Here is a 21587-nt window from a genome sequence, read left to right as displayed (position 1 = left end):
GCCGCGATGACGGACCAGGCGATCACGGTGATGGTGGTCGACGACCACCCGATGTGGCGCGAGGGCGTCTCCCGCGACCTCACCGAGGCCGGCTTCGCCGTCCCCGCCACCGCCGACGGGGTCGGAACCGCCACCCGCCGCGCGGCCGCGGTCCAGCCCGACGTGGTGCTGATGGACATGCAGCTCACCGATGGCAACGGCGCCACCGCCACCGCCGAGGTGCTGCGGGTCTCCCCGCACAGCCGGGTGCTTGTCCTCTCGGCGTCGGCCGAACGCGACGACGTGCTCGACGCGATCAAGGCCGGGGCCAGCGGCTACCTGGTGAAGAGCGCGTCGGCCGCCGAGCTGATCGACGCGGTGCGGGCGACCGCCGCCGGTCAGCCGGTGTTCACGCCCGGTCTCGCCGGGCTGGTGCTCGGCGAGTACCGGCGAATGGCGACCGCGCCGCCCGCCGCCGACCAGCCGCATCGCCCGTCGTTGACCGAGCGGGAGACCGAGGTGCTGCGGATGGTGGCCAAGGGCCTGTCCGCCAAGCAGATCGCGTCGCGGCTCAATCTCTCGCATCGCACCGTGGAGAACCATGTGCAGGCCACGCTGCGGAAACTGCAGCTCGCCAACCGGGTCGAGCTCACCCGCTACGCCATCGAACAGGGTCTCGAATAGGGGTTTGCCCTGATGTGCTGGGGGCCTCGCCGTCGCTACCCTCGATGACATGGGCGGTCCCGAATCCCTCTTCGTACCCGGCGCCACGACGGCCGGTCCCGTCGGCGACCGGGACCTGCGCGTCTCCGACGCCGAACGCGAGCACGTCGGTCAGCTGCTACAGCGCGCCGTCGGCCTCGGCATGCTCTCCCTCGGCGAGTTCACCGAACGCATGGACACCGCGCTCGCCGCGAAGACCCGCGGTGAACTCAACGTGGTGCTCGTCGACCTGCCCGGCATGCGGGTGGCAGGCGCGCCGCAGCCCGCCTCGATGCCACGGCCGCGCCCGGTCCCGCCCGGCGGCGCGATCCCCGGCCTGATCCGCAGCCGCCTCTCCGGCGTGCACCGGCGCGGGCCCTGGCAGGTGCCGCCGGTACTGCACCTGAACAACCTGCTCTCGGGTGTCACCCTGGACTTCACCGAGGCGGTCATGCAGACCCAGATCGTCGAGATCAAGGTCGACGACTACCTCAGCGGCCTCACCCTGCTCGTCCCCGCCGCCGCCACGGTCGACCTCAACGGCCTCGAGCTCATCGGCTCCGGCGTCACCAACAAGGTCCGCACCGGCCCGCCCATCGGCCCGCTGCACCTGGTCGTCCACGGCCGCGTCCGCTTCGGCTCGGTCACCGCCAAGTACCCGCTCATGGTCCAATGGCGCCGCTTCCTCGGCTCCTGACCCATTTCGGGTAGGAACGGGCACCCCGGTAGGGGGTTTCTACTCATGTCCCGCGCGACCTGCGCGCCGACCATGAGGACATGAGTATTTCGATCGATCCCGCGCTCGTCGCCCGCCTCTCGGGCGAGTTCACCATGCTGGGTGCCCAGATGGGCCGGCTCGGCGGTGACCTGGATGTACTGCGCGCTCAGTTGCAGGGGGAGATCGCGGGTGCGCCCGCACCGAGCTGGGGGACCGCGGTGTACCCCGGCCTGCGGGCAGCCGGACCGACGCAGACGGCCGATGCGGCTCCCGATAGCGCGGCGGCTCCGGCAGTGCCGACTCCGGCTGGGGCCTCACCGGCGACGACTGTCCCGACCATGGGTGTCGCGCCTGCCGGTGGACCGCCGGAGCCGCGCGAAGTCGCTGTCGAAGGCGCGGCAGCTACTGGGAGCTCGGCGGGGGCTTCAGTTCTCGATGAGGTGGCCGGAGCTGGGTCGGTCCCGGGTGGTGCCGGACCGGTGACGGTGGCCGGGGGGATGCCCGTCGCGGGCGGCCAGGTGCCTGTTGGCCAGGTGCCCGGTGGCGTGCCTGTTGGCGGCGGCCCAGTGTCCTGGGGCGTGCCTGTCGGTGGTCGCCACATGCCTGGTGGAGTGCCGGTGGCTGGTGGACCGGGGCGTCCGGGGTGGGCGCCTGGTTACGGTGCGGCTCCGCAAATGCCTGGGGCACAGCATGTTCCGCCGTCGTACGGCGGGCGGGGTGGGGCGCCGGGGTATGGGGTGGGGCGGCCCGGTGGGGCGTGGGTCGCGCCGGTGGCGCGGGAGCCGCGGACACCGTGGTGGCAGCGGGAAGGGGTGATCTCGCGGGCGCTGGCGGTGGCGGGCGTCGGGGTGACGCTCATCGGGGTGTTGATGTTGCTGGTGTTGGCGGCGCAGGCGGGGTTCTTCGGGCCGGTGGCGAGAGTTGTTGCCGGGGGCGCGCTTTCGGTGAGTCTGGTCGTGGCCGGGTGGCGGGTGTTCGGTCGGCCGGGTGGGCGGGTCGGCGCAATCGCGTTGGTGGCCACCGGTATTGCCGGTGGGTATTTGGATGTCGTCGCGGTGACCGGGTACTACCACTGGGTGGCGCCAGGCGTCGGGCTCGCGGTGGCGTTGGGGGTCGCGTCGGCCGGGGTCGGGATCGCGATGCGGTGGCAGTCGCAGCCGCTGGCGGTGGGGGTGGTGCTGGGGGCAGCGGTGTTGTCGCCCGCGCTGACGACCGAGCTGATGCTGCTGGGATTCCTGGTGGTGTTGCAGGCGGCCGGTGTGCCCGTGCAGATGCGCCGGGAGTGGCCGGTGCTGCAGGTGGCGCGGACCCTGTCGGTGGTGCTGGCCGCGCTGAGCATGATCGCGTTGAGCGCGCTGTCGTCGGCGATCGCCGGTGACGAGGTCGAGGAGCGGGTCGGGCTGCTGGTCGCGGCGGTGGCGAGCGCGGTGGTCGGGCTGGTCGGCGCGTTGCTGGTGGTCCGGCGGCGCGATGGTGACATCACCGCGAGCGTCACGATCGCGCTCACCGCGCTGCCCGTCTTCGCCGCGGCGCTGCTGTTCGACCATGCGGTGGCCGCCGCGATCACCGGCACGCAGGCCGCGATCCTGCTCGGTCTCGCGGCGACGACGCTGGTTCCCGGCCTCGCCGAGCGCCTCGGGATTCCCCGGCACACCGCGCTGGTCGCCGCGCTCACCGGCGCCGTCTCGCTGCTGCTGACCTGCGTCACCGCGACCGGCGGCGAGCCGCGTCTACTGCCGATCGCGCTCGCCACGGTGGCCCTGGCCTTCCTCGCGGTCGCGGCAACGAGCCGGACGCGGGTGAGCGCCGGACTCGGCATCGCCTTCGCCGCGCTCGGCGGACTGGTCCTGCTGGCGATCGCCACGCCGGAAACCCTTGCGCTGCACCGCCTCGCCGACCAGCGCCTCGACGTCGGGACCGCCGTGTCCGCCGTCCTCGGCCTCGGTGTCGCCGCCATGGTGGCGTGGACGGTGCCCCGCGTCCGGGGCTGGGGCGAGCAGGCACTCGTCACCGGGGTGTGGATCGCGGTGAGCGTCGCCGGGCTGTACTACGTGCTGGTCGCAGCGGTCTCGCTGGGCGTATCCCTCGGCGGGGCAGACGGTTTCGTCCTCGGCCACAGCATCGCGACCATCGTGTGGATGGCCGCCGCGACCGCCGCACTGTTCTACGGCCTGCGCAGGCTGTCCCGCTCGCCCGCCGTCGCCAAGGTCTGCCTGGTCTCGGGCCTGCTCGTGGCCGCCGCGGCACTGGCCAAACTGTTCCTGTTCGACCTGTCGACGCTGTCCGGCCTGGTCCGGGTCGCCGCCTTCCTGGTGGTCGGAATGCTCTTGCTGCTCACCGGGACTCGATACGCGCGAGCCTTCGCGGACGCGGGACCGCCGCGCCCGACCGACTAGGTGAAGAGCGGGTCCCGGTTCGCCGACTCCGGTCCCCAGCCGATCGGTATCAGCGAATCAGCAGTGGCTCAGCGGATCTGAACGACGAAACCCACGGCGCAGGTCAGCCGTGGGTTTCGTCGTGTTCGGGGCCTGCTCGACTCAGTCGGCGTCGTCCTCGCGGCGGCGCAGGAGCTCGTTCACGCTGACCGTGCGGCCCTCGTTGCCGCTGTGGCGACCTTCGTCGGCGGCGGTGCCGCGCCGGGAGGAGCGCAGCTGGGCCATCCAGTTCTCGATCTCGTTGCGGTTGTCCGCCTGTGGTTCGTCGGCGTCCGGCGCGCTGTCGTCCGTGGCGGGCTCCGGCTCGGCCGGAGTCGCGGGCGTCGGTGCGGGCACGGCGGTGAAGCCGTCGGGCGCCCGCCACTGACTCGGGTTCGACTGCGGTTCCGCGGGTTCGGCCTGCGGTGCGGGCTCGACCGCCGGGGTCGGCTCGCCGGACGCGACGGCGGTGAAACCGGGCGGGGCGACCTGCGGACGCACCGGTGGGGCCGAATCCTGTTCCGGCGACGGTGTGACCGGGGAGAACCAGGGCCCGCTGGCCGACTCGGGTGCGGTGAATCCGTTCGGCGCGGCCGGGCTGCCGTTCCACGGCGAGGTCGGCTGCGGCGGTTCGACGGGTATCGGGGTACCGAAGACGCCACGCGGCTCGTCCGGCTCCGTGCGCGCGACGTCGTCGCCCGCGGGCGATTCGGCGCGATGCGCACCCGGCGCCACCGACAGATCGTCGCTCGAAGACGCGGAGCTCCGCGGTTCCGGCTCCGGCTGCTCCTCGCGGGCCGTCGGCTCGAAGCCGGTCAGCGGGGTGAACCCACTGAACGTCCCACCCGCGGGCGGTTCGACCGGTCGCGGCGTCGGCGTCACGATGCTCGGCGGCGGGCTGACGATGCTCGGCGCGGGCGGGGGCACGACGCCGGGCGGCGGCGTGTTCACGATGCTGGGCGCGGGCGGCGGCACCACACCGCGCGGCTGCGGGTTGACGATGCTCGGCCGGGCCGGCGGCACGATGCTCGGCCGCGAGCCGGAATCCTCGGCGGGCGTGCCGAATCCGGACGCGTCACCCGGAGGCGAGACGCGCGGTGTCGACGGGCTGAAGCCTGCGGGCGGCTGCACCCGCGACGCCCCACGCGGCGGCACGGTATCGCGGCCGGTCGGGGGCAGATCGAGGCCGCCGATGACGCCGTCGATGGCGGGTCCGGTGCTCTCGCCACCGATCACCCCGGAGTCACCGGGCGCGGCGGGATTCGCTTCCGGCGCAAGGAAACCCACATCGTCGCGCGGCGCCTCCGGTTCGGGCGCGGCGTCGTCGGGCCCCTGCTCGGGCTTCGGCGGTTCGGCGCCGGGCTTGACGACCGGCAGGATCTGCGTCGGCTCACCGCTGGTGAACATCGGCGGCGGCGTGGTCTCCGGTGCGTTCGCGGCCGAATCCGGTTCGGGCTTCGGCGGTTCGGCACCCGGCTTGACCACCGGGAGCACCCGGGTCGGCTCGCCGGACAGCATCGCCGCGCGCGGACGCGTCGGATCGGGCGACATCGGCGGCCGCGGCCGGGCGGGCTCGGCCGGGTCGGTGTGCTCGGTGATCTTGTCCAGGTGCGCGGTCGGCGCCTCGGCCTCGATCTCGGCGACCGTGCGCGGGCGGCGCGGGGTCTTGGCCAGCTTGCTGTCCGGGACCACCGTCATCTGCATGGTCGGCGGATCGGTGATCGGCGTGGTCTTCACCAGGTCGACCACGGCGCCCTTCTGCGGGCGCTCGTCGTCGAGCATGGGCTCGCCGAGACCGATCTTCTCCTGGATACGCTTCATCCACTTCGGCGCCCACCAGCAGTCGTCGCCGAGCAGCTTCATGATCGCGGGTACCAGCAGCATGCGCAGCACGGTGGCGTCGATGAACAGCGCGGCGATCATGCCGTAGGCGATGTACTGCATCATCACCAGATCGGAGAACGCGAACGCGCCGGTGACGACGAGCAGGATCAGCGCGGCGGCGGTGATGATGCGGCCGGTCTGGGCGGTGCCGATCCGGACCGCCTCGGTGGTCGACGCGCCTTGCGCGCGCGCCTCCACCATGCGGGACAGCAGGAAGACCTCGTAGTCGGTCGACAAGCCGTAGATGATCGCGATGATCAGCATCAGGACCGGCGCGCTGATCGGTTGTGGCGTGAAATTGAGCAGCCCGGCGCCGTTGCCGTCGACGAAGATCCAGGTCAGGATGCCCAGCGTCGAGCCGAGGCCGAGCGCGCTCATCAACGCTGCCTTGATCGGCAGCACCAGCGAACCGAAGGTCAGGAACATCAGCACGGTGGTGGTGAGCAACACCAGCACGATCATCAGTGGCATCAGGTCGAGCAGTGTGTCGATGCTGTCGGCCATGAGCGCGGGCTGACCGGTGACGTACATGGTGATGCCGTCGGGCACCTCGATCGAGCGCAGGTAGTCGATGGTCGGCTGGGCGTTGTCGGTCGGATCGACCAGGGTCGCCGAGGTCCGCCACACCTCCGTGTTGCCCTGCGGGTTCGTCGGCACGCCGAACGGGCCGACCAGCCCGGGCGCCTGGTTGGCTTCCTTCCAGACCTGACCGATCGCGGTCGTGTCCGCACCGGTGAAGACCAGCTGGATGGGGTCGGTCTTCTTCTGCGGGAAGACCTCGTAGAAGTGTTCGAGCGAGGAGCGGACCTGGTTGTCCGGCGGGAGGTACTTCTCGTTGATGCCGCCGAAGGCCAGGTCCTTGACCGGGATGATCAGCAGCAACAGCCCGATGGTGATCGGGATGGCGATCTTGAGCGGGTGCTTCATGACCCAGCGGGTCAGGTTGCCCCAGAAGCCGTTCTCGATCTGCTCGGCGGTCTTGGTCTTGCGGAATCGCTTGAGGCCGAGCATGTCGACGCGGGGACCGAGGATGGCCAGCATCGCGGGCAGCAGCGTCACCGCGGTCAGCGCGGCGAGCGAGACCGTCGCGATGGTGCCGTAGGCGACCGAGCGCAGGAAGCCCTGCGGGAACAGCAGGATGCCGCCGAGGCTGGCGACGATCATCGTCGCCGAGAAGATGACCGTGCGTCCGGCGGTCATCACCGATCGCCGGACGGCGACTCTGGTGTCGTACCCCTCGGCCAATTCCTCACGGAACCGGCTGACTATGAACAGGCCGTAGTCGATCGCGAGACCGAGACCGATCATCGAGACGACGCCGGTGACGAACGAGTTGACCTCGGTGAAGTTGGTCAGCGCCATCACGATGCCGGTGGCGCCGATGATCGTGAGGCCACCGATGATCAGCGGCAGCGCGGCCGCGACGATGCCACCGAAGATGAAGAACAGCAGCACCGCCACCGCGGGGATGGCGAGCAGCTCCATCCGCTTGGTGTCGTGCGCGATGGTGTCGTTGAGGGTCACCGCGATGGCCTGCAGGCCCGAGACCTCGACGTCCTCGCCGGGAATGTAGAAGACATCCTGGATGGCGCGATAGTTGGCCATCATGGTGGTGTCGTCGTTGCCGACGATGGCGATCGAGGCGAACGCGTGTTTCTTGTCCTTGGAACCGAACGTCGACGGCACCGAGGGCGCGTCGCCCACCTTCCAATAGGTGCCGTTGATCTTGTCGATCTCCGGGTTCTCCGCGACGACCTTGGTCAGGCTGTCGACGACCTTCTGCGAGAACACCGGGTCGTCGATCGTCTTGCCCTCGGGGGCGTTGTACATGACGATCACGTCGGCCATGTGATCGCGCCCGAACGCGCCGTCGGCGATCTCCGCGCCCTGCACCGACTCCGAGCCGGGATCGAACCAGCCGCTCGAGGTCAGACGATCGCCGAGCCCGGTGCCGTAGGCACCCAGCGCCAGCAAAGCCGCACCGAGAATACCGATGACGGCGAAGCGGAACCGATAGACCAGATCGCCCCAGCGGGTGAACACTTAAGCGACTCCTTGACCAGGGCGAGACGTGAGTAGTGCCGACAGCGGCCGGAAAGGCTGCAGCCAGGCACCCTCGTCGGGCAGCGAATCGAGGCTCACCCGCGGTAGCGGCTCCCGGAATACTCCCGGGATGTCCTCGAGGTCGACGAACTCGAGAGTATCGGAAGTCACCGCCCAACTCGCGTGCTCACGGAAACCGAGAACCTGAGCAGGGATTCCCTTGGCGGCGATGGCTTCCAGTGGTTCGCGGAAGGCCTGTCCGTCGGCCGAGGCCACCATGATGCCCGCCAGGCCGCCGTCGCGCTCGCGCATCGCGATATGCGCCAGCATGTCGGCGTCGACGTCGGAGTCCTCGTCGATCTTCGGTTTGGCGAAGACCGCGAAACCGACGTTGCGTAAGGCCTCTACCCACGGCCGGACCACATCGGCGGTGCCGGGGGCGATATTGGTGAAGACGGTGGCCTCGGGTTCGACGCGGCCCTTCGCGCCGACCGAGAGCTCGGCCGTGCGCGCGAGCAGCCAGCGGCCGAGCGCGTCGAAACGGGGGCGATAAGCGGCGGTGGGACGACCACCGAGGATGGCGCCGAGTCCCATGTCGAGGTTCGGCGCGTCCCAGACGAGCAGGACGCGTCGGACATCGGGGCCGGAACTGCTCAGCGCCTCGCTGCCGGTGGTTCCCTGGGCGATTTCCGGCATCTCGGTGGCGATCTCACTCACGCTCATCTGTCGATCTTCCCCCATATGAACTCGTTGATGGCGCTACCGGCACGCAGGCCTTTGCCCTCGAACTTGGTGACGGGCCGTTCGAAACCGATCGGCGCGGTGACGCGGTTGGCGGCGCTGTCGCCGCCCGTGGTGTCGTTCAAGCCGGTGAGCAGCGGTTCCGCCGAGCCTACTTCGAGAATCTGCTCGGCGTAATCGGCATGGTCGGTGGCGACGTGCAGCACGCCGCCCGGCTTCAGCCTGCTGGCGATCAGCGCGAAGGTCGGGGCCTGCAGCAGCCGCCGCTTGTGGTGGCGAGCCTTGGGCCACGGGTCGGGGAAGAACACCCGGACGCCGGTCAGCGACTCCGGGGCAACCATGTTCTCCAGCACATCGACGGCGTCGCCGCGCAGCAGCCGGATGTTACCGATCTCCTCGCGCTCGATCTGGCAGACCAGCTGCGCCAGGCCCGGCTGGTACACCTCGATGCCGATCAGGTTCAGGTGCGGCTCGGCCTGCGCCATGGCGGCCGTCGCGGTACCGGTGCCGCAGCCGATCTCGATGACCAGCGGGGCACTGCGCCCGAACCAGGTATCGGCGTCGAGCGGCTCGTTGGCGACGTCGCGCCCGATCACCGGCCAGGTGCGATCCCAGGAGACCTGCTGATTCGGCGTCAGCGCGCCACGCCGCGAGCGGAAGCTCGTGACGCGCGGGTAGAGCCGGGAGCCCGTGGTCGAGCGGCGGCCCGCCTCGTGCGGCATCTCGGACAGCTTGGGATGGGTCGAGCCGGTGGACGGCTGCCCCGGCGCCGACTCGACAGGGTGGTTGGCGGCGTCGTTCACGCCGTCCATTGTCCAGCATGCGCCGAGCTGCGTCGCAGGCGCGTGCGCCGGTTCGGACCGCGCACCGGCGATTCCTGCCGTGTAGCGGCGGTGTTGCCCCAGGTCGGCAGAAGGTTCGCGACGGCCACCGGCACCCGGATCTGACAGAATGCCCTCCGAAAAGGGGGTGTGCAGAATGTCGACAGCCACCGAATCCGCACAGTCACGGGCATCCGACCAGCTCGACCAGCTGATCTCGGCCCTCGGCGCCGGTCGGGGGACCGATCCGGCCATCGCCGAGCGACTGGCCGCGGCGGTCGCACGGCGGCGCAGGCCGCTGCACATCCAGGTCGCGGGGCGGGCGCTGAGCGGGCGGACCACCGTGCTGCGGGCGCTGGCGCTGCTGTCGGCCGAGGAGACCGCGCCGGTCGATCAGCCCGATCAGCCGGACCCGGTGCTCGACGGTGACCTCGTCATCTATGTGCTGGCCGGTGCGCCGCAGGCCGCCGACCACCGCGTGCTCGCCACGGTGCCGCCGGGTCGCGGTGTGGTGGTGCTGAACAAGGCCGACGCGGTGGGGGCGCGCTGGGGTGACGCGGTCGCGGCCGCCGAACGGTCCGCGCGCGAACTCGGTCTGCCGGTCGTGCCCGTCGTCGCCTCGCTGGCCGCGCGGACCAGGGCGGGCGCGGTGGACCCGGCCGATCTGTCCGACCTGCGCCGCCTCGCGGTCGGCCCCGATGTGCCGTCGGTGCTGTCGGCCGACCTGTTCATCGGCACCGGCTCCGACCAGGACGCGCGCGGGCGGTTGATCGCCAACTGGGACCTCTACGGCGTCGACTGCGCGCTCACCGCGCTGCGCGCCGACCCCGATCTGACCTCGGCCGCGCTGATCCAGATCCTGCACTCGGCGGGCGGCGTCGACCCGCTGCACCGGCTCGTGCATCGCCGCTATGAGCAGGTCGAGGCGGTGCGCGGGGGTGAACTGCTCGACGAACTGGTCCGTCTCGCCGCCCGCGCCGTCCCCGCCGACGGTGGCCGCGCCCGCGAGCTGATCGAGCAGTACCTCGCCGGCGACGACGCGCTGTGGGCCGGACTGTGCGCGGGACTGGCCTGCCCACAGGTCGCGCACCTGGCCGCCGGGTACCCCTCGCCCGCACCGGCCGACGCCGACGAGGCGCTCGCCCGCGCGACCCGCTGGCGGGCCGTGGTCTCCAGCGATATGCCGCCCGCCGCTCGCCGCGCCGCTCTCCGCGTGCACAACGGCTACGTGCGCGCCTGGGAACGGATGACGAGTGCCGGGCTCTGACCAGCCGGCCGACCCGTCGCCGCTGCCCGACGAGCTAGCCGCCGTCGTCGAACGCTGGAATCCGCAGGGGGCGGCGCTGCTGCGGGCGATGGACCAGGCGGGCACCGGCTCCACCGTCGCCTTCTACGCCGTCGACGACGCCAACACCACCCTGCTGCGCACCGAGCTGGCCCGTTTCGAACCGCGCGTCGACCTGACCGATCCGGCCGCGGTCACCGGGTCGACCGACCCCGCCGCCGCCCTGATCGTCTTCGACGCTGGCAGCGTGCTCGGCGCCGACATGCTGACCCTGATCGACCGCCTGCGCGTCGCCGGTCAGCGGATCGTGCTCGCCATGAACGGCTTCCACGCCTATCAGGACTGGCAGGCGACCCGCGAACGCAGCCTCGCCCTGCTCGCGGCCCGCGGTGTCACCGACCTGCCCGTCCTCCCGGTTTCGGCCCGCCTGTCCGCCGCGGCCCGCGCCGCCGCCGACTCCGCCCTGCTCGACCGCTCCGGGCTGGCCGGCCTGCACGCCGCGCTGGCCGCGGCGACCGCGCACCGGCCCACCGACGGCACCGTGCGCCGCTCGGTCGTGCTGACCAGGGTGTTCGCCGACACCAGGGCCAGGATCACCGAGCAGGTCACCGCGCTGCGGGCGGGCGCCGAGTCGACCCGCCTGCGTGCGGAACGGGTGGCGCTGCTGGCCGAGCGCGACGGCGGCCGACAGACCGGCCTGTCCGCGGTGCGCAGCCAGGTCCAGCTGGCCCGCGTCGACCTGACCACCGAGGTCGGCGCGCTGGTGCGGGCCCTGCACACCCGCTCGCGCGCCGAACTCGACCGCTGCGACCGCGCTGAGCTGCGCGCCTACCCGCAGCGGTTGCAGCAGGCCACGGCCGAGCTGTCGGTGGCGGTCGACACCGCGATCGACGCCAGGGTGATCGAGACCGCCCGCCGGGTCGGCACCGCGGCACCCGCCGCACGCAGGCACGATCCGGCCCCGAAGGTCGGCCCCGATCCCGAGCCGAGACACCGTGGTGTCGAAGATCACCTCATGATCGCGCTCGGCGCGTCGGCTGGCGTCGGCCTCGGTCGACTGGTCGTCGCACCGCTGTCGCTGGTGCCCGCGCTGGACGCCGCGAGCGTCCCGGTGACACTGCTGCTCGGCGCGGGCGCGGCCTACTGGGTGGTGCGCGCGCGGGGCCAGCTGGCCGAGCGCAATCACCTCTCGCAGTGGGTCGCCGAGGCGCTGGTGAATGTGAAAGCCCAGCTGGAGCAGCGTGTCGCCGCGGTTCTGGTGGATGTCGAGGCAGAATTGGCCGAGCACGTCATCCGGGAATCGACGGCGCGCGCGGTCGCGGTCGACCGCCGGGTCGGGGAGCTGGACAGCCTCGCGCGACGCCTCGTCGCCGAGCGTCCGGCTCAGCTGGCGGCGTGCGAGCGAGACCTCGCCGCACTGGATCGCGTCGAGGCCGAGATTGGGTGATCGACCTGTGGGTACTTATCAGTGAACCCGATTCCCAACCCGATTCCGTATCGATCGTCATATCGCGTTAACCTTTAACCAGGAACCTGGGCGTCCGCTCCGTGCCAGTCGATGTGCGGCCTCCGTCCATGGACGTCGCTGTACGCCGTCCATTTGGGGTTGTGCGGTGGTTGGTTCGCTGCGGACGCCTTCCCGCCCGGTGGCGATCGATGGACTTCGCATCGAAGAACCGCCCATCTCAGGAGAGTTTTCATGACCTCAGCGACCATTCCTGGTCTTCGTGGATCCGACGGCACCGCGCCGACCGAGCACAGTGAACTGCTCGCCTGGGTACAGGAAGTCGCAGAGCTCACCGCGCCGGATCGCGTGGTCTGGGCCGACGGCTCCGACGCGGAATGGGATCGCCTGACCACCCAGCTGGTCGAGGCGGGCACCTTCAAGAAGCTCGACGAGAAGAAGAAGCCGAACTCGTTCCTGGCGCTGTCGGATCCGTCCGACGTCGCCCGCGTCGAGTCGCGCACCTACATCTGTTCCAAGACCGAGGCCGACGCCGGTCCGACCAACAACTGGGTCGACCCCGCCGAGATGCGCGCCACCATGACCGAGCTGTACCGCGGCTCGATGAAGGGCCGCACCATGTACGTGGTGCCGTTCTGCATGGGCCCGCTCGGTGCCGAGGACCCCAAGCTGGGCGTGGAGATCACCGACTCCGAGTACGTCGTCGTGTCGATGCGCGTGATGACCCGCATGGGCCAGGCCGCGCTGGACAAGCTGGGCACCGACAAGCCGTTCGTGAAGGCGCTGCACTCGGTGGGCGCCCCGCTCGCCGAGGGTCAGGCCGACGTGCCGTGGCCGTGCAGCGACACCAAGTACATCACCCACTTCCCCGAGGACCGCGAGATCTGGTCCTTCGGTTCCGGCTACGGCGGCAACGCCCTGCTCGGCAAGAAGTGCTACTCGCTGCGCATCGCCTCGGCCATGGCCCACGACGAGGGCTGGCTGGCCGAGCACATGCTGATCCTCAAGCTGATCTCGCCCGAGGGCAAGAACTACTACGTCGCCGCCGCGTTCCCGAGCGCCTGTGGCAAGACCAACCTGGCGATGATCCAGCCGACCATCCCGGGCTGGCGCGCGGAGACCCTGGGCGACGACATCGCCTGGATGCGTTTCGGCGAGGACGGCCGTCTCTACGCCGTGAACCCGGAGTTCGGTTTCTTCGGCGTCGCGCCGGGCACCAACCACAGCTCCAACCCCAACGCGATGGCCACCATCGAGGCGGGCAACACCGTCTACACCAACGTCGCCCTGACCGACGACAACGATGTGTGGTGGGAGGGTCTCGAAGGCGAGCCCGATCACCTGATCGACTGGAAGGGCAACGACTGGAACCTCCGCGAGTCGGAGACCCTGGCCGCGCACCCGAACTCGCGCTACTGCACCCCGATGTCGCAGTGCCCGATCCTGGCCCCCGAGTGGGACGACCCGCAGGGTGTGCCGATCTCGGCGATCCTGTTCGGCGGTCGCCGCAAGACCACCGTCCCGCTGGTGACCGAGTCGTTCGGCTGGGAGCACGGCGTGTTCATGGGCGCCACCATGGGCTCCGAGCAGACCGCCGCCGCCGAGGGCAAGGTCGGCACCGTCCGCCGCGACCCGATGGCGATGCTGCCGTTCCTCGGCTACCACGTGGGCGACTACCTCAACCACTGGATCAACCTCGGCAAGAACGCCGACGCGAACAAGCTGCCGAAGATCTTCTACGTCAACTGGTTCCGTCGTGGCGGCGACGGCCGCTTCCTGTGGCCCGGATTCGGTGAGAACTCCCGCGTGCTGGAGTGGATCGTCGGCCGCATCGAGGGCCGTTCGGGCGCCGAGGCGACCGCGGTCGGCAACGTCCCGTCGGCCGCCGACCTCGACCTGGAAGGCCTCGACGTGGTCGTCGCCGATGTCGACGAGGCCCTCGCGGTGAACGTCGACGAGTGGCGCAACGAGATCCCGTCGATCGAGGAGTGGTTCCAGTTCGTCGGCGACCGGCTGCCCTCGGGCGTGCGCGACGAGTTCGAGGCCCTCAAGGAGCGCCTGGGCTGATTCGCCCCCTCAACAGCGAACCGCCCGTACCGGATTCGGTACGGGCGGTCTCGTCTATTCGGCGAACGGCGCCAGCTTGATCAGCTGCAGGAAACCGGTGCCGTTGAGCCAGTGGATGCGGCCGTCGGGGACGGCGGCGGCCTCGGCGGTGAAGCAGGCGATGAGGTGCCGCTTGAAGTCCTGGCGCGGGTGCCGGACGAGCAGGTCGTCGACGAAGCCGGCGTCGAGGTCGGACAGTCGTCGGCCCAGCACGTCCACCGAGGCACCGGCGGAGACGAAACCGCCTGGATCGCCGAGGTTTCCGGCCGCGTCCGGGTTGAGGTGGGCCGCGATGGCCGCGCCGATCGCCTCGGCGCGTTCGGCAGGCGCGCCGTGCCGTACCGCGAACGCGTTCGCCGTCTCGCCGCCGACCACCGCGAAACACCGACCCGGCGTGGGTGTTTCGAGCTTGAGGTCGTGCAGCAGGCTGGCCACGTAGCCGATCTCGTCGTCGTAGCCGACGCCGTCGAGCTCGGCGAGCGCGCGGGCGAAGAAATAAGTGCGGTACGAGTGCGCCAGCATCGTGTCCGAAAGCTGGTCGCGCGCCTCGGCTTCGGCAGCACGGGCGAGCGCGGTGTCCGGCAGGCGCAGCTCGGCCAGCGCCAGCCGCCCCGAGCCGCGACGGCCGAGCGCCTGCCGGATCCGGCCCGGCACCAGTGCCGGCGCGGTGCGGAGCAAGCCGGCGGTGAGGGCCCGGCGCTGGGCGGCGGTGAGATTCCCGCCGGTGTGGGTGGCCCAGTCCCAGTCGAGGGCGGGTGTCACGGTGAGCATGGTCGATCTCCTCCGACGCGTGTTTCGCGGTGTCCGTCGAGTGTCGCGGAGCGGATCGAGCCGGTGAAGTGGCGGAAATGCCAGCATTGCGTGGATACGTGCCAAACTGGAGGCATGATCGAGGTCGCGGCGCTGGCACTGGACGGGGTGATGACGTTCGACCTGGCCTGCGCGGTGCAGGCGTTCCGGCACGGACCCGGCGTCACGGGCGAGCCGCTGGGTTTCGCGATGCGCACCTGCGGCGTCCGGCCGGGCCCGGTGTGGACGCCCAACGGCTTCGACCTGCGGGTGGAACACGGCCTGGAACTCCTGGCCGAGGCCGATCTGATCGTCGTCCCCGGCATCGGCCTGCCGACCCTGCCCACGCCGGAGCCCGTGCTCGACGCCCTGCGCGCGGCGGCGGAGCGCGGCGCGACGATCGCCAGCATCTGCATCGGCGCGTTCGTCCTGGCTCAGGCGGGCCTGCTCGACGACCGCCCGGCCACCACCCACTGGGGCTACTGCGACCAGTTCGCCGAGCTCTACCCGGCGGTGAAGCTCGACCCCACCGCTCTCTACATCGACGACGGCGACATCCTCACCTCGGCGGGCCTGTCCGCCGGCCTGGATCTGTGCCTGCACCTGGTGCGCCGGGAACTCGGCGCGGCGGCCGCCGCCGACCTGGCCCGCTGGAATGTGGTGCCGCCGCATCGCGAGGGCGGCCAGGCTCAGTTCATCCCGCAGCCGATGGGCGGACCTGATCCGCACGGCGGTCTGGCCGCGACGCTGACCTGGGCGACGGCGAATCCCGAAGCCGCCAGCGATGTCTCGGCGCTCGCGGGGCACGCGCTGATGAGTGAGCGCACGTTCATCCGCCGCTTCAAGGCCGAAGTCGGCGCCACCCCGGGCGCCTGGCTCGACGCGCAACGGCTCGGGCGGGCACGCGAACTACTCGAGCGCACCGAGCTGCCGGTCGAGACGGTCGCGCAGCGCGCGGGGTTCGGCAGTGTGACGGCGTTGCGTGATCACCTGCGCGCCGCCACCGGGCTCACGCCCTCGGCGTATCGGCGCTCGCTCCGGCACTGACCCGGTTCCGTCGGTGAGCCGAATTCGCCGCGGCTTCCGGGGCGTTGGGCGGTGATGAACTGGACAAGCGAACTATGAGTTTCCGAACAGAGTGCGTCGCCGACGATTTCCCCGGCTCGATTCTGGGTACATCTGTCGATGTCAGAGGGTCGCTGCCGTTGGGCGGGAGTCGTGACCTATATTCCTGGTCAGGCTCCTCCGTACGTCGCACCATCCGAGCTAACTCCCTTTCGAGACTCCAGCACCGCCGATGCGGGCCCGATGAGATCGACGCTGAGAGGTGGTTCACGCATGACCGATGTGGTGACCGGATACGGATCCGACACCTACTCGAGCACACCGCTGCAACGGGTGGCGGGACGTTTGCAGCGCGCACTGCCGCCGGGGTGGCAGGTCGACGTGGTCGACCTGCCACCCCGCGGTCAGGTGGCCGGACAGCCGGTACTGCGGGTGCAGATGCCGGAGAACTAGTCGGGCTCGATCGGCATGCTCGGGCGCCCTACGTGGTGACGCAGGCTGCCGCCTCCGGGCGCCGACCGATTATGCGGGCGTCCAGCCCATCGGCATCAGCACGGACTTCTGCTCGCAGAACGCGTCCAGGCCCTCCGGGCCGTTCTCGCGGCCGATGCCCGAGTTCTTGTACCCACCGAAAGGCGCGGTGGGGTCGAAGGCGTACCAGTTGATGGCGTAGGTGCCGGTGCGCACCTTCGCCGCGACCTCGACGCCGTGCTCGATGTCGGTGGTCCACACCGAACCGGCCAGGCCGTAGTCGGAGTCGTTCGCGATGGCGATCGCCTCCTCCTCGGTGTCGTACGGGATCACCGAGAGCACCGGGCCGAAGATCTCCTCCTGGGCGATGGTGCTCGAGTTGTCGACGTCGGCGAAGATCGTCGGCTCGACGAACCAGCCGCGCTCGACGCCGGCGGGCCTGCCGCCGCCGAGGACCAGCCGCGCGCCCTCTTCCTTGCCCTTGGCGATGTAGCTCTCCACCCGTTCGCGCTGCTTCTCGCTGATCAGCGGGCCGAGCTGGGTGGCCGGATCGCCCGGATCGCCGGTCTGCATGGTCTTGACGTGGGCGACCAGCGCGTCGACGATCTCGTCGTAGCGGCTGCGCGGGGCCAGGATTCGGGTCTGCGCGACGCAGCCCTGGCCGCTGTTCATCAACCCGGAGAACGCCAGCACGGGAATGCTCGCGGCCAGGTCGACATCCTCGAGCACGATGGCGGCCGACTTGCCGCCGAGCTCCAGCGAGACGGTCTTGAGCTGCTCGCCCGCGATCGCGGCCAGCTTGCGGCCGACCGCGGTGCTGCCGGTGAAGGTCACCTTGTCCACGCCGGGGTGGCCGGCGAGGTACTCGCTCTCCGCGGCGTCGGCGGGCAGCACGGACAGCACGCCGTCCGGGAGCCCGGCCTCGGTGAAGATGTCGGCGATGAGGTTGGCCGTCAGCGGGGTCAGCGGTGAGGGCTTGAGCACCACGGTGCAGCCGGCCAGCAGGGCGGGGCCGAGCTTGTTCGCGGCGAGGAACATCGGGACATTCCAGGCGGTGATCGCCGCGACGACGCCGCGCGGTTCCCGTGAGACACGGGAGGTTCCGAACAGGCCGGTGCGAGTCTCGTTCCACGGGAACGTCTTCGCCAGCGCCGCCCAGGCGTCCAGCGCGGCGACGGCCGGAATCTGGTTGAGTGTCAAGGCGGCTAACGAAGGCGCGCCCATCTCCGCGGTGAGTGCGGCGAGCAACTCGGGCGAACGCTGCTCGATCAGTCGGGCCGCCTTGGTGAGCACCTCTGCTCGTTCCAGTGGCGGTGTGGATGGCCACGGTCCGCTGTCGAAGGCGTCGCGGGCCGCGGCGACCGCGGCGTCCACATCGGCCTTCGTTACCGCGGGCACGCTGCCGACGGTCTCCTCCGTTGCGGGTGAGACCACGGAAATGCGGTCACTACCGGCAGGGGTGGTCCACTTCCCGCCGATGAACAGACTGTCGTAGTGCATAAGAACACGTTACAGTTTTGTGGCCGGGTTGTCTGCAACACGTTCTAATTCGCTGTCCCGCAACGACTGTGAACAGGGCGAATTCCAACCTGTCGGTTCGCTTTTCGGGTAAACGCACTATTGCGTTCTGTTGTTGAAAAGGGGATGCTTTAGCTACTGATCAGCTCGCTCGATTCATCAGACCTTTACAGCGAATTGGGGAGACCGACTCATGGCTGTGCAAGTGATCGGCCGATCGTTGATGACCAGCGACCAGACCGACCATCAAGCGAAGAGTGTGGGCAGCGGGGGATGGGTTGTGTCATTCCTCCCGGGCCGCACACTCACGATCGAGCAGGCAACTGCCGCCATTCAGGCCGCTGAGGCGGTCGCGATGGTCGGGGCGCTCGCTGATCAGGTCGGCCTGACCACGCTGGAGACGGTGGGCCTGGCGATTCAGGAATCGCCGTGGGCCGCCGCGCTACCCGAGCCGGTCCGCCGGTCTCGTCGATTGAGCTGGCTGGCCTGATCGTCCTTGGTGGCCACGACCACCAGGTTGCTCACCAGTAGCTCGCGGATCACCGGAACTCGAACCAGCCACCACGCCCAGCGCGGGTGGTAGCGGGGGAAGACCGTCCGTACGTCGGCTGAAGTCGTTGCCGCCCAGCGCAAACCATCGGCAGCGGTCACCGCGAACAGTGACCTGCCGAACCTGTTCTTGGGTTCACGACCGTGCTTACGGCGGTACCGGCGGGCCGCGTACTCGCCGCCGAGGTAGTGCCAGAGGCCGGTCTCGTGACCACCGAACGGCCCGTGCCACACCGTGTAGGAGTACACGATGAGGCCGCCGGGCTTGGTCACGCGGACCATCTCCTCCGCCATCACCCACGGCTGCGGCACGTGCTCGGCCACGTTCGAGGAGAAGCAGACGTCGAAGGCGTCGTCGCGGAACGGCAGCGCCATCCCCGATCCGCGAACCGAGCCGGAGACCCGCAGGCCCGCGGCGTGCATCTCCGACGGGTCGGGCTCGACGGAGACGTAGCGTGCCCCCACCGCGGTGAACTCGTCGGCGAAGTACCCGGGGCCGCCGCCGACGTCGAGGACAACGGTGCCGGTGAGGTCGCGGCCGGTGATGTCGGCGTAGAAGTCGCTGATCAGGTCGGCGCTGTCGGTGGCGATGCCGCCGTAGAACCTGGCCGGGTCGGACTGCTCGAACCGGAAGCTGGTGAGCAGCCGCAGCGAGCGGCGCAGCGTCGCGCGGCGCGCGAACCTGGACTGGTCGCGGCGCTGGACGGGCTGCTCGGTTCTCGGCGGGGATGCGGTCGGCACGGCCAGAGTTTATGGGCAGCGGCACCGGGGCCGATCGCGTGGTCCGGCCCGACACAGCGGGACGGGCGCGGCGATACAGATGTGTCGCGCAGACCACACCCGCTAGGGTGGGTGCCGACCTTTGTCCTCCACCCGACCCGATTGCGAGCCCCGACCGTGCGTGAAGTCCTCCTGCTGTGCTGGCGTGACACAGGGCACCCGCAGGGCGGCGGCAGCGAGCGGTACCTGGAGCAGGTCGGCGCGCAGCTGGCCGCCCGCGGCATCAAGGTCACCCTGCGGACGGCCGGTTATCCGGGCGCGCCGCGCCGCGAGCGGATCGACGGCATCGACATCAGCCGAGCGGGCGGTCGCTTCACCGTGTACCCGCGCGCGCTGGCCGCCATCGTCGCAGGTCGGCTGGGGATCGGTCCGCTGCGCGGGGTGCGCCCCGACGTCGTGATCGACACCCAGAACGGCATTCCCTTTTTCGCCGCCGCCACCGGCGTCCCCTCGGTGGTGCTGGTGCACCACGGCCACCGGGAGCAGTGGCCGGTCGCGGGCAAGCTGGTCGGGCGGATCGGCTGGTGGATCGAGTCGCGGCTCTCGCCGCGCGTGCACCGCGACAATCAGTACCTGACCGTGTCGCTGCCCTCGGCCGAGGAGCTGGCGGTGCTCGGCGTGGATCGTGAGCGCATCGCCGTCGTCCGCAACGGCGCCGAGCCGGTGCCAGCCGAGGTCGTCCCCGGCGCCGAGGGCACCCGCGCCACCCATCCGCGCATCGCCGTGCTGTCCCGCCTGGTTCCGCACAAGCAGATCGAGGACGCGCTGACCGCCGTCGCCGCCCTGCGCGCGCGCTTCCCCGACGTGCACCTCGACGTGATCGGCGACGGCTGGTGGGCGCCGAACCTGCGCGCCTGCGCCGACGAGCTCGGCATCGCCGACGCCGTCACCTTCCACGGCCACGTCGACGAACAGCGCAAGCACGAGATCCTGTCGACCGCGTGGGTACACGTGATGCCGTCCCGCAAGGAAGGCTGGGGACTGGCCGTCATCGAGGCGGCCCAGCACGGCGTGCCGACCATCGGCTACCGCAGCTCGCGCGGCCTCACCGATTCCATCGTCGACGGCGTCACCGGGCTACTCGTCGACGACGCCCCCGCGCTGGCCGAAGCGGCCGCCGACCTGCTGGCCGACCCGGAGACCCGGCTGATGATGGGGGAGAAGGCGCGGGCACGTGCGCGCGAATTCTCCTGGGAGCAAACGGGTTCCGGTGTCCACCACGTGCTGGCCGCCGCTGCCCGAGGCGACTTCGTCACCGGCCTCGTCGCACCGCCGGCGGCCGATCACGTCACGCTGTGAACATATCGTCGACGGAACGGGCGGTGATCGACCGATCGAGCCAGTCGACGAGTTGCGCGCGATCGTGACATGAGGTGATCTTGGCTTCGGCCGCGTCGCCGACTTCGATGCCGCGACGGCGCAGAATCCGCAGAATGCTGTCGGCTACCCCCTGCTCACGGCCTTCCTCACGGCCTTCCTCACGGCCTTCTTCGCGGCCTTCCTCGCGGCCTTCCTCGCGGAGCCGCTGCGAGGTCTCCGAGCGGAAGAACGACAGATCTATGGACATGAGATTCCTCCATATCGTGGCGCCTCGGGTTCGGCCGAGGCCCAGTTCGACCAGTTCGGTGTAGATCTGCGCGTCGTCCCGGCCGCCCGCGAGGTGCAGCGCCGCGGAAAGCGCTTCCAGTATGGCACCGATCTCAGGACGTGTGGCGTGCGTAATCGCAGATAGAGCGGCTAGCGGCAGATCGGTGAAGGCGGTCTCGACGTCGGTGACGGCGGGCACGTTGTGGGGTCCGAGAACCAACGGATGGAGCATCAGGCAAGGCCATGTCTCGTGTCCCAGCGAGAGGGGGCCCTGCGCCCACATGGCCGTCGCCTGGCTGCGGCAGACGACGACCAGGACTGCCGGGATCGAGTACTTGGCGTGCAGGAACGCCAAGTAGTACGCCCAAGCGCTCGGGCGGCTTGGCTCCCTCTTGCCCTGAGCTTCCACGACCAGCAGGAAGCTGGACTCCGCGGTCGTAATCCGCAGTACAGTGTCGGCGCGCCGTTCGATCGGTTCGATCTCGGTCAGGTCGACTGAGAGATGTTCCACCTCCAGGGGGTCGGGGAAGGGTAGGTCGAGCGCGTGGAAGACCCGGGCGAAGGTGCCGGGGTCGTGCCGGAAGATCCGGTGCATCGCCTCATGCTGTGAGCTGACCATAGCGAGTGAACATAGGTTGTCGATCGCACTGGTGTTCTATCCGATGGGCGT

16 protein-coding genes are annotated in these 21587 nt (G+C 70.3%); 9 read left to right on the top strand and 7 right to left on the bottom strand.

Annotated elements, in window-relative coordinates:
- The first annotated feature begins 6 nt into the window (after positions 1–6).
- The 3 genes from NV348_RS14575 (at position 7) to NV348_RS14565 (ending at position 3795) form a co-directional block, all read left to right on the top strand.
- A complete protein-coding gene (locus tag NV348_RS14575; RefSeq protein ID WP_447147436.1) occupies positions 7–663 on the top strand; it encodes a response regulator in 657 nt (218 codons plus the stop codon).
- Positions 664–712: 49 nt separating this feature from the next.
- Entirely contained in the window at positions 713–1378 is a 666-nt protein-coding gene (locus NV348_RS14570) for a DUF1707 SHOCT-like domain-containing protein (protein ID WP_447147435.1), read from the top strand.
- 695 nt (positions 1379–2073) lie between these two features.
- A complete protein-coding gene (locus NV348_RS14565) occupies positions 2074–3795 on the top strand; it encodes a DUF2339 domain-containing protein (RefSeq protein ID WP_447147434.1) in 1722 nt (573 codons plus the stop codon).
- A gap of 141 nt (positions 3796–3936) precedes the next feature.
- Here the strand turns inward: NV348_RS14565 and NV348_RS14560 are convergent, their stop codons facing one another.
- The 3 genes from NV348_RS14560 to trmB are packed head-to-tail and all read right to left on the bottom strand — an operon-like array spanning position 3937 to position 9293.
- Complete coding sequence (locus NV348_RS14560; RefSeq protein WP_447147433.1) at positions 3937–7740, bottom strand: MMPL family transporter; 3804 nt, start codon at positions 7738–7740, stop codon at positions 3937–3939.
- Positions 7741–8463, bottom strand: a complete 723-nt coding sequence (locus NV348_RS14555) for an NYN domain-containing protein (RefSeq protein WP_447147432.1) — start codon at positions 8461–8463, stop codon at positions 7741–7743.
- Positions 8460–9293: a tRNA (guanosine(46)-N7)-methyltransferase TrmB gene (gene trmB, locus NV348_RS14550; protein WP_447147431.1), complete on the bottom strand. Its 834-nt coding sequence runs from the start codon at positions 9291–9293 to the stop codon at positions 8460–8462. The genes NV348_RS14555 and trmB overlap by 4 nt, the downstream gene beginning before the upstream one ends.
- Before the next feature lie 166 nt (positions 9294–9459).
- Here trmB and NV348_RS14545 point away from each other — a divergent pair, with 166 nt between their 5' ends.
- The 3 genes from NV348_RS14545 (at position 9460) to NV348_RS14535 (ending at position 14119) form a co-directional block, all read left to right on the top strand.
- A complete protein-coding gene (locus NV348_RS14545) occupies positions 9460–10569 on the top strand; it encodes a hypothetical protein (RefSeq protein ID WP_447147430.1) in 1110 nt (369 codons plus the stop codon).
- The gene (locus tag NV348_RS14540) at positions 10556–12034 is read left to right on the top strand and encodes a hypothetical protein (RefSeq protein WP_447147429.1); all 1479 of its coding nucleotides are present in this window, start codon (positions 10556–10558) and stop codon (positions 12032–12034) included. The genes NV348_RS14545 and NV348_RS14540 overlap by 14 nt, the downstream gene beginning before the upstream one ends.
- Before the next feature lie 252 nt (positions 12035–12286).
- Positions 12287–14119, top strand: coding sequence for a phosphoenolpyruvate carboxykinase (GTP) (locus NV348_RS14535; protein ID WP_447147428.1), 1833 nt, complete (start codon positions 12287–12289; stop codon positions 14117–14119).
- 54 nt (positions 14120–14173) lie between these two features.
- On the opposite strand, the gene NV348_RS14530 is transcribed toward NV348_RS14535, so the two are convergent.
- Positions 14174–14929, bottom strand: coding sequence for an HD domain-containing protein (locus tag NV348_RS14530; protein WP_447147427.1), 756 nt, complete (start codon positions 14927–14929; stop codon positions 14174–14176).
- A gap of 114 nt (positions 14930–15043) precedes the next feature.
- On the opposite strand from NV348_RS14530, the gene NV348_RS14525 reads away from it, so the two are divergent.
- Together NV348_RS14525 and NV348_RS14520 are read left to right on the top strand one after the other, a co-directional pair.
- The gene (locus NV348_RS14525; RefSeq protein ID WP_447147426.1) at positions 15044–15994 is read left to right on the top strand and encodes a GlxA family transcriptional regulator; all 951 of its coding nucleotides are present in this window, start codon (positions 15044–15046) and stop codon (positions 15992–15994) included.
- Between the two features lie 291 nt (positions 15995–16285).
- Entirely contained in the window at positions 16286–16465 is a 180-nt protein-coding gene (locus tag NV348_RS14520; RefSeq protein ID WP_447147425.1) for a hypothetical protein, read from the top strand.
- 69 nt (positions 16466–16534) lie between these two features.
- Here NV348_RS14520 and NV348_RS14515 read toward each other — a convergent pair whose 3' ends face one another.
- Together NV348_RS14515 and NV348_RS14510 are read right to left on the bottom strand one after the other, a co-directional pair.
- On the bottom strand, positions 16535–17983 hold the full coding sequence (locus NV348_RS14515; protein ID WP_447147424.1) for an aldehyde dehydrogenase: 1449 nt from the start codon (positions 17981–17983) through the stop codon (positions 16535–16537).
- Between the two features lie 435 nt (positions 17984–18418).
- The gene (locus NV348_RS14510; RefSeq protein WP_447147423.1) at positions 18419–19291 is read right to left on the bottom strand and encodes a class I SAM-dependent methyltransferase; all 873 of its coding nucleotides are present in this window, start codon (positions 19289–19291) and stop codon (positions 18419–18421) included.
- 156 nt (positions 19292–19447) lie between these two features.
- On the opposite strand from NV348_RS14510, the gene NV348_RS14505 reads away from it, so the two are divergent.
- Positions 19448–20629 (top strand): glycosyltransferase family 4 protein, encoded by a 1182-nt coding sequence (locus NV348_RS14505; protein WP_447147422.1) that lies wholly within the window; start codon positions 19448–19450, stop codon positions 20627–20629.
- Here NV348_RS14505 and NV348_RS14500 read toward each other — a convergent pair.
- Positions 20619–21536 carry a hypothetical protein gene (locus tag NV348_RS14500; protein ID WP_447147421.1) on the bottom strand — a complete coding sequence of 306 codons (918 nt, stop codon included), beginning with the start codon at positions 21534–21536 and terminating at the stop codon, positions 20619–20621. The two genes, NV348_RS14505 and NV348_RS14500, sit on opposite strands and share 11 nt — an antisense overlap.
- Positions 21537–21587: the final 51 nt, after the last annotated feature.

The sequence above is a fragment of the Nocardia fodinahabitans genome, assembly GCF_052983615.1.
The sequence above is the reverse complement of the archived record's forward strand: the minus strand, read 5'-3'. Positions and strand labels throughout refer to the sequence as shown.